Origin of the sequence: Xanthobacter lutulentifluminis (assembly GCF_043194675.2) — a bacterium.
In the GTDB taxonomy this organism is placed as follows: domain Bacteria; phylum Pseudomonadota; class Alphaproteobacteria; order Rhizobiales; family Xanthobacteraceae; genus Xanthobacter.
In genome coordinates this window covers 565855-580702 of sequence record NZ_CM195525.1, presented here as the reverse complement: position 1 = coordinate 580702, position 14848 = coordinate 565855, and the positions used below count along the sequence as shown (strand labels likewise).

Here is a 14848-nt window from a genome sequence, read left to right as displayed (position 1 = left end):
TCCTTATTCGGCGGCGGCGGCAGCGCCGCCGAGATAGGCTTCGATCACCCGCGGGTTGGCCTGCACCTCGGCCGGCTTGCCCTCCGCGATCTTCTGGCCGAAATCGAGCACGGTAACCGTGTCGCACAGGCCCATCACCACATCCATGTGGTGCTCGATGAGCACCAGCGTGACGCCGGCGTGCCGCACCTTCCGGATGATCTCCACCAGGTGGCGGATGTCCGGCGCGGTGAGGCCGGCGGCGGGCTCGTCAAGCAGCAGCAGCTCGGGGTCGAGCGCCAGAGCGCGGGCGATCTCCAGCAGCCGCTGCTTGCCGTAGGGCAGGTTGCGCGCCTCCTCGTTGGCGAGGTCGGCGAGGCCGACGAAGTGCAGCAGGCTCATGGCCCGCTCGCGCGCCGCCTTCTCCTCCCGACGGATGCGCGGCAGGCCCAGCGCCACCTCGGCGAAGGTGGCGCTGTAGGTGTGGTGGAGGCCCACCAGCACGTTCTCGATCAGCGTCAGCTCGGCGAACAGCTGCACGTTCTGGAAGGTGCGCGCGATGCCCTCCGCGGCGATGTCGGAGGAGGTGCGCCCGGCGATGTTCTTGCCGCGGAAGCGGATGGCGCCGGCGGTGGGCACATAGATGCCGGTGAGCACGTTCATCATGGTGCTCTTGCCGGACCCGTTGGGGCCGATGAGGCCGTGGATGGTGCCCGGCGTCACCGCGATGCTGACCGTGTCGAGGGCTTTCAGGCCGCCGAACTGCATCACCACGCCATCCACCTGAAGCAGCACGCCCTCATGCGGGATGTGCGAGGCGGTGACCGCCTTGCCGTGGGTGTCGGCCTCGATGAGCGCGTGGGTCCGCACCAGATCCGGCCACAGCTGGGCGGCGGTGCGCTTGAGGAAGCCGACGATGCCCTCCGGCAGGTAGTAGACCACGAACAGGATCATCACGCCGAAGATGGCGAGCTTGTAGTCCGTGATCTTCTGCAGCATCAGCGAGAAGGCGAAGAAGACGAGGCACAGCACCACCGGGATGGCGTTGCGCACCCGGTTCTCCGGGTCCTTCACGAAGGCCCGCGCCCCGGCGATCACCGCGATCAGCGCGATGGCGCCGGCGATGTAGCGGAACAGCACGATGTCCGAGAGCAGGTTCGGCAGGAACACGATGATGACCGCGCCGAGGATCGGCCCGAGCCGCGACTTGCGCCCGCCCACCGTCACCGCCAGCAGGAACTGGACAGAGAGCTCGAAGCCGAAGTTGTTCGGGGCGATATACTGCTCCGAATAGGCGAACAGCGCGCCCGCGAGGCCCGCGAGGCCGGCGGAGACCACGAACGCCAGCACCTTGTGCTTGTAGACCGACACGCCCATGCAGTCGGAGGCGATGGGGCTGTCGCGCAGCGCCTCGAACGCACGGCCGAGGTGGGAGGCGAGGATGCGGTTGATGACGATCAGCGTCAGCACCAGCGCGGCGGCGGCGATGTAGTAGTATTCCACTTCCTTCATGCGCTTCAGCGACATGTCGAACAGCGGAATGCTGTCGCCCAGCCAGCGCAGGTCGAGGAAGAGCGGCGTCGTCAGCTTGATGCCCAGCGGCCCGTTGGTCAGGTCCGTCATCTCGTTGATGAGGATCTGCACGATGGTGCCGAACGCCAGCGTCACCATGGCGAGGTACGGCCCCGTCACCCGCAGCGCCGGCAGGGCCAGCACGATGCCGAACACGGCCGCCACGATGATCGCCAGCGGCAGCGCCGGCCAGAAGCCGATGCCGAAGTGCATGGCGAGGCAGCCGGCGGTGTAGGCGCCGATGCCGAACAGGGCGGCGTGGCCGATGGAGACCTCGCCCGTGTAGCCGAACACCACATCGAGCCCGAGCAGCAGGATCGAGAAGATGGCGATGGTGATGGTGAGGTGCAGATAGTACGGGCTCGTCACCACGAACGGCAGCACGACGAGCAGCGCGAGGCCGATCAGCGGCCCGCCGACGGAGAGGATGCGGCGCGCGAGCATGCCGTCAGACCTTCTTGATGGTGGCGCGGCCGAACAGGCCGGACGGCTTCAGCGACAGGACCAGCAGCAGCAGCACCAGGCCGGGCACGTCCTTGTAGCCGGTGGAGATGTAGAAGCCGGTCAGCGTCTCGGTGATGCCGAGGATCAGTCCGCCGACGATGACGCCCATGCCGCTCGACAGGCCGCCGATGATGGCCACCGCGAACGCCTTGAGGCCCAGCACCGCGCCCATGGTGGCCCCGGTGAGGGTGACCGGGGCGATGAGCACGCCGGCGAACGCCGCCGTCATGGAGGACAGGGCGTAGGAAAAGGTGATGACGCGCCGCGTGTCGATGCCCATCAGGCCGGCCGCGTCGCGGTCGTTGGCCGTGGCCACCACCGCCTTGCCGAAGATGGAGCGGCGGTTGAAGATCTCCACCGCGAGCATGATGGCGAGCGCGCCGACGACGATGGCGATCTCCATGGGCTGGATGCGCACCGGCCCGATGACGATGGCCGCCTCCGGCAGCGGCGAGGGGAAGCGCAGCGCGTCGCGGCCCCAGATGTTCTCGGCGAGATTGCGGAAGATGATGCCGAGCGCGATGGTGGCCATGATCCACCCGGCTTCCGACTTCGCCTTCACCGCCTGCCGCACGCCCAGCCATTCCACCACCGCGCCCTGAGCGAGGCCGAAGGCGAACACCACGGGCAGCATCAAGAGGTAGGCCCACAGGGTGCCGAGCGCCTGCCCGATGAGGAAGTTGATGGTGGTGAGCCCCACCAGCGCGCCCAGCATCAGCGCTTCGCCCTGGCCGAAGTTCAGGGTCTTGGAGGTGGCGAAGGTGAGCTGGTAGCTGAAGGCGATGACGCCGTAGATCATGCCCACGGCGATGCCGCTCACGATGAGCTGCAACAGAATGTTCATGGCGGTCTCCGGAAGGGCGCGCGGCCTTCGCGTCGGGGCGAAGGTTCCGTTCGGGCCAGCCGCCGCGCTACGTGGCGCGGCGGTCCGGCGGGGCGTTGCGTCTGTGTGGGGCGCCGGCGCGAAGCAGGGAAGCAGCAGCGCTCCCCGCCCCGGCGTGCGCGGTGCCGGCCGGAGCCCTGGCGCCGGACCGCGGATCACCCGCGCCCGGACCGGGACCAGCCGGCGTCGGCGTCAGTTGTTCGCCTTCACCCGCACCGCCTTGTCGCCGGCGATGTCTTCCGGATGGGCGGCGACGACGCGGCCGTCCTTCACCAGGCCGAACACCGGGATGTTGGCGGTGATGGCCTCGTGGTCGGTGGCGCTGAACGGCTTCTCGTAGACGGTCACGACGCCTTCCACCTTGGTGCTCAGGTTCTCCAGCGCCTCGCGGATCTTGCGTCCGTCGGTGGAGCCGGCCTGCTTGATGGCGGCGGCCAGCAGCAGCACCGAGTCATAGCCCTGCGCGGCGGAGACCGGAGAGGGCATGCGGTCGATCTTGTAGGCCGCCTGATAGGCCTCGATGAAGGCCTTGCGCTTGGGGGTGTCGGGCAGCTGGATGAAGGTCTGCGGCATCATCGCGCCGTTGCCGTTGGGGCCGGCGGTGTCGATGAAGTTGGCCATGGAGAGGGTCCACGAGCCGATCATCGGCACCTTCCAGCCGAGCTTGGCCATGCCGTTGGCGATCTGCGCCAGCTCCGGGCCGATGGCGTAGGTGAGGACGACGTCGGCGCCGGCCTCCTTGGCGCGCAGCAGCTGCGCGGTCATGTCGGTGTCGCCGATGTTGAACTTCTCTTCCGCCACCGGCTTCACGCCGAGGCCGGCGAGGGCCTTCACGAGATCGGCGCGGCCGAGCTGGCCGTAATTGGTGCTGTCGGCGAGGATGGCCGGCTTCTTGAAGCCCTGCCGCTTCACCGCTTCCTCGGCGATCATGGCGCTCTGGATGGCGTCGTTGGCCGAGGTGCGGAAGATGTAGTTCGACTTGTTGTCCGGCGGCAGGAACTGCTTGGAGATCAACGTGCCGGTGGCCACGTTGTTGATCACCGGAATCTCGGCTTCCTGATAGAAGCGCTGGGAGGCGAGGGCCACGCCGGTGTTGATGTAGCCGAGGGTGGCGACGACGCCTTCCTTGTTGATGAGCTCCTGGGCGATCTGCACGCCCACCTCGTTCTTCGCCTCGTCATCGCGCTCGATGAGCTGCAGCGGACGGCCCAGCACGCCGCCGTTCTTGTTCACCTCGTCCACCGCCAGCTTCACGCCGTCGCGCATGCTCACGCCCATGGAGGACGAGCCGCCGGTAAAGGGCCCGCTCAGGCCGATCTTGATGGGTTCCGCCGCAATGGCCGCGCCGGACAAGGCGATGCCTGCGGCCAGCGCCGCAATCATTCCGCTCAGTCGCATGTTTCACTCCCTGGCGGCCCTGTCCCGGGCCTTTTGTTCTCGAACGGCTTACCGCCGGCCGGACTTCAATCGTTTAAGGCAATCCCTGCGGAAGTGCCATAGTGACGCAGGGGAAATATCGGGGGCGGATGCCAGCCCCGGGGAAGCTTCCCCGGCAGGCCACGGGCGCAACCGGTAGGGGTGTGAGCCGTATCGGAACAAGGAGTTGGAGCGTTCGCGCGCGCACGTCGCGGCCGGACGGCGTTCCCGGAACCGCGTATGCGACCTTCGTCGTAGAAGCGCGGGCGGGACCGCCGGGGCGGGGGGAAAGGGGGCGCTGGCACGCGGGCTGCCGGCCGCACGATGGCGCATCGGAATCAGCGCCGGTGCGGTATCCGGTCCGGGCTTTGGGCCCATCCGGACTGCGGCATTCCGTCGGACGGAGGCTGCCGGTCCGGCCGCCTCCGTCGCCGCCGCAGGGGCCGGCCCGAGCATCGCCCGGGCCAGCGCCCGGCTCAGTTGTGCGAGGTGCGGGTGGCCGCGGTGCGCTCGGCCCGGCCGGGCAGCAGGCGGGCGAACGACGTCTCGTTGTCGTCGTTCCAGATCACCTTGTCGCCGGTGAGGGCCACGAACACGCAGTTCCAGCTCGGCTTCTTGCCGTTCTCCTCTTCATAGGCGAAGCAGAGCTTGTTGCCGGCGATGCGCCACCAGCCTTGATAGGAATCATGCTTGTTGTGGCCGTAGATCACGCCGTTCGGGCTGAGGTATTCGGCATAGAACTCGCCGTTCTCGATGCCGACGATGGTGTTGCCGATCATCCGCGCGCGGATCTCGTCGGCGGTCAGCTCCATGTCGGACGCGTGGGCGAAGGTCGCCACCAGGGCGATGCCCGCTGCTGCGAGTAGTCTCATGACACGATCTCCTCGTGTGGTCCCTATTCCACCAGGTGGGAGAACAGGGGGTAGGAGGTGGCGACCAGCTCCAGCAACAGGACGACGAGGATCCACGCCTCGATCCGCGTGCCGCGGTAGAACTGGGACGCCTCGGTGATGCGGTTGTTGATGAGCTCGTGATAGTCGAAGGCGAAGTCCAGCGGCTCGCCCAGCGCCTCGAGCCGGTCGTAGAGGTTGGCCTGCAGCGCCAGTTCCGCGAACAGGCGCTTGGATGCGCCGGTCAGCTCCGGGTCGAGCTGCTCCAGCGCCTCGTCGTTGAGCAGCGCGCGGCGGTTCAGCTCGGCGACGCGCTCGGTCATGGCCCCGACCGGCCCGGCGCGCCGGCGGATGTCGCGCCGGGTCACGGTGTGGGTGAGCCGCGCGTCGTGCTTGATGGCGCCCCACACCTGCGGCATGGCCGCCTCGATCTCGCTCGTGTCCCGCTCCAGGACGGTGAACCGGACGAGCGCGTCGCAGGCGTCGCCGAACTGGTCCGGCGGCGCGTAGACAATGGCGCGGGCGTTGGTCCAGACCACCCGCGCCGTTCTCAGGCCGGCGCGCACCACGCGCCCGTTGTCCTTCAGCCCCTCGAAGGGAATGCCCTCGAGCCAGGTCTCGTCGGCATCCTCCGGTGCCTGCGGCGGCATCCAGAGCAGGGAGAGCGAGCGCCCGCCGGCGTCGTCGGCGCGCGAGGGCGGATAGGCGGCGTCCACCGGCTCCGCCAGCACGTAGGTCGGACGCGGCGAGCCCACCCTGATGGTCCGCGCTCCGGCGGCGGTCAGGTCCGCCGGGGGCGGCGCGTCGAGGAAGCGCAGGCGCCAGGCGCGGGCGTCCATCTCGACGGAGGGATTAGGCAGTGTGCGTTGCATGGCTGTACCCCTTCTCGGGAGAGGATCACGGCATGGCGGCCACGCGGCCGACCAACGCTCGGACGGGAACGCGATCATCGTCGTAGAGATGCTCGGCGATGATCCGGGCGACCTCGGCCGCCGCGGCGAGATCGTGCGCCGCGGTCGCAGCGCTGGCCTCGTAGATGCAGTACTTGAGGCTCTCCTGATCCTCGAACCATTCGCTGGGCGCGACCCCCGCCACCACCGACCGGCGCCAGAGGGAATCCAGCCGCGCCGGGTCGGCAAGGGCGAAGCGGAAGCCGAGCGACAGCAGGAGGTCCGACCAGCCCCAGCGCGAGGTGAGCGTGCGGATGCCGTCGAGCATCTCGTGCCGCTCGATCAGCTCCACCGGCAGGTCGGTGGAGACGGAGCCGAGGATCATGCCGCGCGCGGCCACCCGGCGGATCTCCTTGAGCACGCCGGTGAGATGGTCGCGCTCCATGCGGCAGAGGCCGGTCTCCACCACCAGGTCGAACGAGCCGTCCGGGAACGGCAGGCGTTCCGGGCAGATGCGCACATTGTGCCGGCGCAGGCGCGTGGGCGTTCCCTCCCAGGCCGCACGGCAGGGCTCCACGCCCAGCGCCTCGAAGCCGAGGGCGCGCAGGTCCGACACCAGCTGCCCCGAGCCCGAGCCGAAGTGCAGGATGCGCGCCCCCGGCCCCAGATCCCACGCCAGCTCCGCCACCTCGGCGATGTAGCTGCCGGAGAGGGCGCCGTGCCGGCCCGCCGGTTGTGCGCCGGCGGAGCGGGTGCGCGCCGGGATTTCCGGCGGGCGGAAGCGGGCGCACCGGCGCGCCAGCACCTCGCTGACGATGATGTCGGAGGCGGCGTCGGCGGAATCCAGCACGCCGTTCAGCGTGGCGTCGAACATGTAGTCGCCCACCACCAGGAAGCCCGGATGGGCCTTGGCCGCCGGCCGGTGGTTCACATAGGCCGAGCGCTCGGGATAACCGCCGGGAATGGCGTTCACCGAGGCCATCCAGCGATGGATGCGGCGATCCACCAGCATCCGCCGCGCATCGCCGAACTGGGGCGGCAGGGCATCGAGGCAAAGCTGCTCGATGTCGTTGTCCGCCATGTTGGCGAGCCCGAGGGCGGCGTTGCCGGCGATCAGGAAGCCCAGCGCGCCCCATGGGCCGATGGGGGTGCGCGCGCCTTCGTCGTAGGCGCAGCAGCCGTCGAACGCATCCAGCATCCACCAGGCGCCGGAGATGTGCTCGCGCCAGAACGGACGCTCGAAAAGCAGCGTGGCGCGCAGGTAATGGCCGGGCCGATCGAAGTAATCGATGTGCCGATCCATCGCCGCCTTCAGGCCCGGCGAGCGCCAGTCGATGATGGACAGGGCGGTGAGGGGAAGCGCCACCACCACGTAGTCGGCCACCACATGCTCCATGGTGCCGTGGGTGCAGACATCGATCTGGAAGCGGCCGTCGAACAGCGGCGTCACGGCCTTGACGGTGGAGCCGAGGTGGATGTCGGCGTCGATCTCCTCGACGAGGCGCTCGACGATCTGCCCGTTGCCGCCCACCACCGAGAAGACATCCATGTATCCGGGCACATCCATGAGGACATTCTTCAGGAACGTCAGCCCGTTCGTGAGATGCGGCGGCGCGGCGACATCGCTGTGCGCCATGATGCGCACGTAGCGCCGCGCGATGTCGCTGGTGATTTCCTCGTAGAGCGTCTCCTCGCCGGACCGGCGGGCCCAAGCGTGGTGGTTGTCCACGTCGCGGGTGCTGGAATAGAAGTCGTCCTGGCTCAGGAGCTCGGCGCACTTCTCGCGAAAGCGCACCACCTGGTCGCGCGCCTCGGCGCCGAAGATCTCGCCGAGCGTGTCCACGTCATGGATGACGTGGCCGTCGAGCACGCAGGCGCCACCGGCGATGTGGCGGATCTCGAGGCCGAGCTCGGTCTCGATGAGATGGCGCAGGGGGTCCGGCCCCAGGGCGGAGTAGTCGTAGATCTCTGCGACGCCGGCCTCATAGGGGCCGACGCCGGCGAATTCGCCGGTCACGATCTTTCCGCCCAGCCGGTCGCTGGCCTCGAAGATGCTGATGCGACAGGCTTCGCCGAGCTTCTCGGACAGGTGCTTGGCCGTGAGCAGACCGCCCGGGCCGCCGCCGATGATGGCGATGGAGCAGGTATCAGCCGGGCTGCCGGGAAACTGTGCCGGCAAAGGAATGTATTGCATGTGCGGCCTCCTCCGGATAGCCGACGTCAACGGCAGGGACGGCTGTATGCCGGGGGACACGGAACGGGGGCGGGGTCGCCGCGTCAGGCGCGCACGCCTCCTCCTGCGCCGGAGGTCTGCGTCCGGCGGTCCTCATCGGGTCTGTCGTGTCTGCTGTCGCGTGACGTCAAGACACGCGGATCTGGCATGATCTCGCGCGGGGCTGATTTCTGTTCGCCCGGAACGGGTTTGTTGTCTTGCTTCGAGCGAATACGAAATCCATAGCATGGCCGGACTTGGCCATAAATACACGCGTCGCGCCCATTCTTTGACGTTGTTTCGCCATATTCTCCGGTTCCTGCGAACACGCAGATTCAGCCGGGCTCCCGATTTGCGAAAAGTGGCGTGCCGCCGGCTACCTTTTCTGCCGTAGCGGCATTGTGTGGGGAAAAAGGTATCTGCCTGCAACGACTTGGACGCAGGTCGCGTCTTTGTGAATTGAATCGACACGTGATTGTCGCACGCGAAGGTGTCGTTTCACGAATACTGGCGCCCGGCTACCGTTAAGCCGGGCTAAGCCCTGCACCGAGCCATCAGGCTGCCGCGGGCCGCAGGGTCGCGAGCGCCGCGGCGTGCAGGTCGGCGGTCGCCGCCGCCACCACCTGCCCGCGCGAGGCCAGGGTGAGGGGCGCGCCGGTCCAGTCGGTGATGACACCGCCCGCGCCTTCCACCACCGGAACGAGCGCCATGAAATCGTACGGCTTCAGGTCGGCCTCCACCACCAGCTCCACGTGGCCGCTGGCGAGCAGCCCGTAGGCGCAGCAGTCGCCGCCGAAGCGGCGCAGCGCCACCTGCGCCTCAAGCGCCGCGAATGCGGCGGCCTCGGCCGGATCGAACATGTCCGGCGAGGTGGCGTAGAGGCGTGCCTCGACCAGCCGGATCACCGGGCTGGTGCGGCAGGGGGCGCCGTTGAGGCAGGTCGCGGCGCCGGCCACGCCCACCCAGCGTTCCCCGAGCGCCGGCACCTCGATCACCCCCACCAGCGGGCGGCCATCCACCAGCGCCGCGACAAGGGTGCCGAACAGGGGCAGTCCGGTCATGAAGCTCTTGGTGCCGTCGATGGGATCGACCACCCATATCACGCGCCGGTCGAGGCCCACCGCGTCCTCCTCCTCGCCGAGGATGCCGTGGTCGGGCCAGCGCTCTGCGATTGCGGTGCGCAGCGCGCGCTCCACCGCCCGGTCGGCGGCGGTGACGGGGCTGAGGTCGGCCTTCCAGTCCACGCCCACGGGGGTGCGGAAATAGGACAGCGCCAGCGGGCGGGCGAGGTCGGCCAGGTGCGCGGCGAAGGCGGCAAGCGCCTCGGCATCCGGCAGGGCGGCGCCGGCCGTGGGGGACGGGAAGGGGGAGAGGCTATTGCGCATAGTCAAGCCTGCGGCCGCTGCCGCCGTTGCTGTCCGCCAGCGGCGGCGCCTCCACGATCCGCGCATGCTCCAGCTGCCCGCGCACCGAGGCCGGCGGCGTCGCATCGCTCACCAGCACGTCCACGGCCGACCAGTCGCAGACCTGGATCAGGCCGGGCTTGGCATATTTGGAGCTGTCGAGCAGCAGCATCACCCGGTCCGCCAGCGGGATCATGGCGCGCTTGAACTCGGTCTCGAACAGGTCGAAGTCCATGCAGCCGCGGGTGGGGGAGGCGGCGGCCACCGACATGACGAACAGGCTGGGCGTGAACTGCGAGGCGAAGTCGATGGCCGACGGACCGATGATGGTGCGGTCGTCCGCGCGCAGCTCGCCCCCCGGCAGGATCACCCGGTGGTGACGGCCCGCGGTGGAGAGGATCTGCGCCACCTCCATGGAGAAGGTGATGGCGGTGAGCCGCCCCGGGCGAGGCGCCAGCACCTGCGCGAGGAAGCAGGAGGTGGAGGAATTGTCGAGCAGGATGGTGGCCTCTTCCTCGATCAGCTCGGCCGCCGCGTGGGCGATGCGGCGCTTGGCGGGGGCCTGCTCCCGCAGCCGGCGGTCGAAGGGGGCCTCCCATTCGGCCACGTTGAGCCGCACGCCGCCGTGGAACTTGTCCACGAGGCCGGCTTCGGACAGCGCCTTCAGGTCACGCCGGATGGTCTCGTCGGAGACGGTGAAATGCTCCGCGAGGTCGGTGATGGTGGCGGAGCGCCGCTCCCGGAGCAGCTCCACGATCTGCTGCTGGCGCACGGTCTGGGCCATGGTCGGCTCCCCGGTCAGGCGAGGGCGCGGCCGCTGGCCGCGTCGAACAGGCGGGCCCGCTCCAGGTCGAACACGAGGCCCACCTGGGCGCCCGGCTCCGGCGCCCGCGTCACCGGCGTGCGCGCCACCAGACGGTCGGCGCCCACGCGGATCTCCGCCAGCGCTTCGGAGCCGATCAGCTCGGTGCGCTCCACCACGCCCTGCGCCATGGCGCCGTCGGCGGGGCCCACCGTCACCTCCTCCGGCCGGATGCCGAGGAAGACATCCGCCACCCCGGGGCGCTCCGGCACGTGGACCGAGAAGGCGGGGTGGCTCACCACGCTGCCGGTGCCGTTGGGGCTCAGGTCGCAGCGCAGCAGGCTCATCTCCGGCGAGCCGATGAAGGTGGCGACGAAGGTGTTGGCGGGCCGCATGTAGAGGTCCATGGGCGCGCCAACCTGCTGCAGGCGGCCTTCGGAGAGGATGGCGACGCGGGTGCCCAGCGTCATCGCCTCGATCTGGTCGTGGGTGACATAGATGACGGTGAGCCCCAGCTCCTTGTGCAGGCGCTTCAGCTCGCCGCGCATGTGGGTGCGCAGCTTGGCGTCGAGGTTGGAGAGCGGCTCGTCGAACAGGAACACCTTGGGCTGGCGCACCAGCGCCCGGCCGATGGCCACGCGCTGGCGCTCGCCGCCGGACAGCGCGTTGGGCTTGCGGTCGAGCAGGTGAGTGATGTGCAGGATCTCCGCCGCCTCGCGGATGCGCCGGTCGATCTCGCCCTTCGAGAGCTTCGATGTCTTCAGCAGCCCGAACGCCATGTTCCGGTATGCGGTCATGTGCGGATAGAGCGCGTAGGACTGGAACACCATGGCGATGTCGCGCGCCTGCGGCTCGGCGTGGGTCACGTCCCGCCCGTCGATGAGCAGGCGGCCGGCCGAGATCTCCTCCAGCCCGGCGACCATGCGCAGGGTGGTGGACTTGCCGCAGCCCGAGGGGCCGACCAGCACCATGAATTCCCTGTCCGCCACCATCAGGTCCACCGCATGCACGGTGGGCCGGCCCTGGTAGGACTTGCTCACGCCCTGAAGAACCACTTCGGCCATGCTCGATACTCCTACTTCAGGCCCGCGTGCATGAAGCTGTCCACGAAGCGCCGCTGGAAGATGACGAAGAACAGGAGCAGCGGCGACACCACCACGACGGTCGCCGCCATCAGCCGCGTCCAGTCGGCGCCGCTGTCGGACTTCGCCAGAAGGCCGAGGCCGATGGGCAGGGTGCGCACCCGCTCGGAATTGGTGACGAGCAGCGGCCACATGTAGTCGTTCCAGTGGGTCACCACCGCGATGATGGAGAAGGCCACCAGCGTCGGCTTCACCAGCGGCAAATAGACGTGCCACAGGATGCCGAGATGCCCGCACCCGTCGAGCCGCGCCGCGTCGGCAAGCTCGGTCGGCACCTGCCGGAACGCCTGGCGCAGCATGAAGGTGCCGTAGCCGGACGCCACGAACGGCACGATCAGCGCCGGCAGCGAGTTGAGCAGGCCCAGCTCGCGCACCGTGACGAAGTTGGTGAGGAAGGTGGCGTAGATCGGGAACATGATCTGCAGCAGGAACAGCGTGAAGAGGATGTTCTTGCCGGGGAAGTTCAGCCGCGCGAAGGCATAGGCGGCGAGCGTGATGGTCACGAGCTCGCAGGCGAGGATGCCGCCGGTGGCGAGGATGGAGTTGATGAGGTAGGTGCCGAACGGCGCCACCGCCATGGCCGCGGGATAGTTGCTCCACTGCGCCACCGCCGGCAGGAAGCCGGCATTGGGGTCGAACACCTCCACCCGCGTCTTCAGCGAGGTGACGATGATCCACACCAGCGGGCTGATCCACAGCGCGAGGATCGGCAGCAGCACGGCGTGCAGCCAGTTGCGGCGCAGCGCCTTGCGCAGCTTCAGCAGCGTGCCACGGGAGGTGGCGGGGGCGGACAGGGTGAGAGGGTCGTCGAGGGTCGCCATGCCGTGCCTCAGCGTCCGAGGTAGTGGACACGCCGGCCGAACACCAGCGCGACGAGGGTGATGAGGCCGCCGACGAACAGGAGCAGCACGTTCGCCAGCGTCGAGGCGTAGCCGATGTCCTGATACTGGAAGCCGTTCTGATAGATGTAGAAGGTCAGAACGTTGGTGGCGTCCGCCGGCCCGCCCTGCGTCATCACGTAGACGTAGTCGAAGATCTGGTAGGAATGCAGCAGGCCGATGATGACGACGAAGTAGAGCGTCGGCGAGATCAGCGGGATGGTGATGTGGATGAGCCGGTTCCAGGCGGACACGCCGTCGAGCCGTGCCGCCTCGTAGAGGTCCGAGGGCACCATCTGCAGGGCGGCCAGCAAAATCAGCATGAAGTAGCCGGAATACTTCCAGATGCTCATGATGATGATGGCGATCATCGCCGTATCGGAATTGTACAGCCACTCGAGCTTGGGCAGGCCGAGGAGGGCGAGCGCATCGTTGATGGGTCCGTAGCCCGGCGCATAGAGGAACACCCACACCATGCCCGCCGCCACCGAGGGGATCATCACCGGATAGAAGAAGGCGGAGCGGTAGAAGGTCATGCCCCTCAGCTTGCTGTCCAGCGCCACCGCCAGCAGCAGCGCGCAGCAGATGGCCGAGGGAATGGTGACGAGGGTGTAGAAGGCCGTGTTGCCGAGCGACTTCCAGAACAGGCCATCGGTCCACAGCCGCTCGTAATTTTCCCAGCCGAGGAAGAACATCTTGTCCGAACCCAGCATCACGTCGTGGAAGCTGAAGTAGACGGAGCGGATGATCGGCCAGTAGGTGAAGGCGCAGAGGAAGACCAGCGAGGGCAGGAGCAGCAGATAGGCGAGCCCCGCCTCCGACACACGGGCGCGCAGCGCGGAACCTCGAACCATTGCGATCCTCATCTTCTGCGGGCGGGAAAATGGCGCCCGCCCCGAAGGACGGGCGCCCGTTTCGTCACGAGCGGCGGCGCAGCAGGCGCTGGATCTCGCGGTTGGAATTTTCCGCGGCTTCCTTCAGCGCGGCGTCGGGCTGGATCGAGCCGGCCAGCGTGCGGTCGAGCGCGCTCTTCAGGTACTCGCGGACCTTGTGATAGCCGGGCACCTGCAGGAAGGCGCCGGCATAGGCCGACTGCTCAAGCGCCACCTTGGCCTGCGGCACCTTCTCCAGGTACGCCTTCATCTCCGGCGTCTCCCACGCCGACTTGCGCACCGCGAGATAGCCGGTGTCGCGGCCCCACTGGGACTGCACCTCGGTGGAGGTCATCCAGCGCGCGAAGGTCCAGGAGGCCTCGATCTGCTTGTCGGTCTGCTTCTTGGCGATCATGATGGGGCCGCCGCCTTGGCAGGCGCCGAAGGTCTTGTTCTTCGGCATGAAGGCGACATCCACCTCGAACGGCGAGGACTTGCGCAGGTTCGTCAGCGAGCCGGTGGAGTGGTAGAGCATGGCGGTGCGACCGGCCATGAAGTCGTTGGCCGAGCCTTCCCAGGTGGAGGCCGGCGGCATCACGCCCGCCTTCACCATCTTCACCCAGAACTCCAGCGCGTCGACCGCCTCGGGCTTGTCGAACAGCACCTTGTCCTTGGTCCATGGCACCAGGGCGTTCTGGCGGCAGTAGCACTCGAAGATCCAGTCGTGCCAGCCGCCGCCGATGGTGAGGCCCCAGCGCTTCAGCTCGCCGTTCTCGCGCACGGTGAGCACCTTGGCCACCTCGAGCAGCTCGTCCCAGGTCACCGGCGCCTTGGCGATTCCGGCGGCCTTCAGCGCGTCCTTGTTGAGGTAGAGCACCGGGGTGGAGGGCTGGAACGGCAGGCCGTAGAGCTTGCCGTCGGAGATGCAGGTCTCGAGGAAGCCGGGGATGAAATCCTGATAGATATCATCGGCCTTGGCCTTGGACGTGATGTCCGCCAGCGCGTCGAGGCCGAGGAAGGTCTGCAGCGCCGAGTTGATGGGCAGCCAGGTGGCGGGCGGCTCGCCGACGCCGAGCGCGGTGATGACCTTCTGCTCGGTGTTGTCGTAGCTGCCGGCGTAGATCGCCTCCACCTCGATGCCCTCGTGGGCGGCGTTGAACTTGGCGATCATGGCCGAGACCAGGCGATTGATGTCGCCCGAGACACCGACCGGATACATGAACTGGAGCTTCACCTTGTCCGCCGCGCGGGCCCGGCCGCCGCTGAGGCCGGCCACTGCCGCCGCCGCGCCGCCCACTAGGACGCCGCGCCGGGAAATGTGGGAAAATGTGGAATTGACCGACATCTCTTACCTCTCACAGAGCGAGTGGGCGTCGAGCAGGCGAGCGCCGCCCGCCGCCGATGG

At 68.3% G+C, this 14848-nt stretch carries 12 protein-coding genes; all 12 read right to left on the bottom strand.

The genetic code is table 11. The features are described 5' to 3' along the window. Positions 1–3: 3 nt before the first annotated feature. Positions 4–1995, bottom strand: coding sequence for an ABC transporter permease subunit (locus V5F49_RS02565; RefSeq protein WP_394114738.1), 1992 nt, complete (start codon positions 1993–1995; stop codon positions 4–6). A 4-nt stretch (positions 1996–1999) separates the two neighbouring features. Next, entirely contained in the window at positions 2000–2899 is a 900-nt protein-coding gene (locus V5F49_RS02560; RefSeq protein ID WP_394114739.1) for a branched-chain amino acid ABC transporter permease, read from the bottom strand. A 231-nt stretch (positions 2900–3130) separates the two neighbouring features. Further along, complete coding sequence (locus V5F49_RS02555; protein WP_394114740.1) at positions 3131–4336, bottom strand: ABC transporter substrate-binding protein; 1206 nt, start codon at positions 4334–4336, stop codon at positions 3131–3133. A gap of 494 nt (positions 4337–4830) precedes the next feature. Continuing rightward, positions 4831–5226 carry a hypothetical protein gene (locus V5F49_RS02550; RefSeq protein WP_394114741.1) on the bottom strand — a complete coding sequence of 132 codons (396 nt, stop codon included), beginning with the start codon at positions 5224–5226 and terminating at the stop codon, positions 4831–4833. Between the two features lie 23 nt (positions 5227–5249). Continuing rightward, positions 5250–6116 (bottom strand): hypothetical protein, encoded by an 867-nt coding sequence (locus V5F49_RS02545; protein WP_394114742.1) that lies wholly within the window; start codon positions 6114–6116, stop codon positions 5250–5252. A gap of 25 nt (positions 6117–6141) precedes the next feature. Next, on the bottom strand, positions 6142–8328 hold the full coding sequence (locus V5F49_RS02540) for an FAD-dependent oxidoreductase (RefSeq protein ID WP_394114743.1): 2187 nt from the start codon (positions 8326–8328) through the stop codon (positions 6142–6144). Positions 8329–8900: 572 nt separating this feature from the next. After that, positions 8901–9731: a histidinol-phosphatase gene (gene hisN / locus V5F49_RS02535; RefSeq protein ID WP_394114744.1), complete on the bottom strand. Its 831-nt coding sequence runs from the start codon at positions 9729–9731 to the stop codon at positions 8901–8903. Then, positions 9721–10533 carry a DeoR/GlpR family DNA-binding transcription regulator gene (locus V5F49_RS02530; protein WP_394114745.1) on the bottom strand — a complete coding sequence of 271 codons (813 nt, stop codon included), beginning with the start codon at positions 10531–10533 and terminating at the stop codon, positions 9721–9723. Before V5F49_RS02530 ends, hisN begins: the two co-directional genes overlap by 11 nt. Positions 10534–10547: 14 nt before the next feature. After that, the gene (locus V5F49_RS02525) at positions 10548–11615 is read right to left on the bottom strand and encodes an ABC transporter ATP-binding protein (RefSeq protein ID WP_394114746.1); all 1068 of its coding nucleotides are present in this window, start codon (positions 11613–11615) and stop codon (positions 10548–10550) included. A gap of 11 nt (positions 11616–11626) precedes the next feature. Continuing rightward, positions 11627–12514: a carbohydrate ABC transporter permease gene (locus tag V5F49_RS02520; protein ID WP_394114747.1), complete on the bottom strand. Its 888-nt coding sequence runs from the start codon at positions 12512–12514 to the stop codon at positions 11627–11629. A gap of 8 nt (positions 12515–12522) precedes the next feature. Continuing rightward, positions 12523–13425, bottom strand: coding sequence for a carbohydrate ABC transporter permease (locus tag V5F49_RS02515; RefSeq protein ID WP_394114748.1), 903 nt, complete (start codon positions 13423–13425; stop codon positions 12523–12525). 64 nt (positions 13426–13489) lie between these two features. After that, positions 13490–14788: an ABC transporter substrate-binding protein gene (locus V5F49_RS02510; protein ID WP_394114749.1), complete on the bottom strand. Its 1299-nt coding sequence runs from the start codon at positions 14786–14788 to the stop codon at positions 13490–13492. Between the last annotated feature and the right edge of the window lie 60 nt (positions 14789–14848).

Bases quoted from the DNA above. Each gene is read 5' to 3' on its own strand.
- V5F49_RS02525 (WP_394114746.1), bottom strand. From the start codon at position 11,615: ATGGCCGAAGTGGTTCTTCAGGGCGTGAGCAAGTCCTACCAGGGCCGG.
- V5F49_RS02545 (WP_394114742.1), bottom strand. From the start codon at position 6,116: ATGCAACGCACACTGCCTAATCCCTCCGTCGAGATGGACGCCCGCGCC.
- V5F49_RS02560 (WP_394114739.1), bottom strand. From the start codon at position 2,899: ATGAACATTCTGTTGCAGCTCATCGTGAGCGGCATCGCCGTGGGCATG.
- V5F49_RS02510 (WP_394114749.1), bottom strand. From the start codon at position 14,788: ATGTCGGTCAATTCCACATTTTCCCACATTTCCCGGCGCGGCGTCCTA.
- V5F49_RS02565 (WP_394114738.1), bottom strand. From the start codon at position 1,995: ATGCTCGCGCGCCGCATCCTCTCCGTCGGCGGGCCGCTGATCGGCCTC.
- V5F49_RS02520 (WP_394114747.1), bottom strand. From the start codon at position 12,514: ATGGCGACCCTCGACGACCCTCTCACCCTGTCCGCCCCCGCCACCTCC.
- V5F49_RS02515 (WP_394114748.1), bottom strand. From the start codon at position 13,425: ATGGTTCGAGGTTCCGCGCTGCGCGCCCGTGTGTCGGAGGCGGGGCTC.
- hisN (WP_394114744.1), bottom strand. From the start codon at position 9,731: ATGCGCAATAGCCTCTCCCCCTTCCCGTCCCCCACGGCCGGCGCCGCC.
- V5F49_RS02550 (WP_394114741.1), bottom strand. From the start codon at position 5,226: ATGAGACTACTCGCAGCAGCGGGCATCGCCCTGGTGGCGACCTTCGCC.
- V5F49_RS02555 (WP_394114740.1), bottom strand. From the start codon at position 4,336: ATGCGACTGAGCGGAATGATTGCGGCGCTGGCCGCAGGCATCGCCTTG.
- V5F49_RS02540 (WP_394114743.1), bottom strand. From the start codon at position 8,328: ATGCAATACATTCCTTTGCCGGCACAGTTTCCCGGCAGCCCGGCTGAT.
- V5F49_RS02530 (WP_394114745.1), bottom strand. From the start codon at position 10,533: ATGGCCCAGACCGTGCGCCAGCAGCAGATCGTGGAGCTGCTCCGGGAG.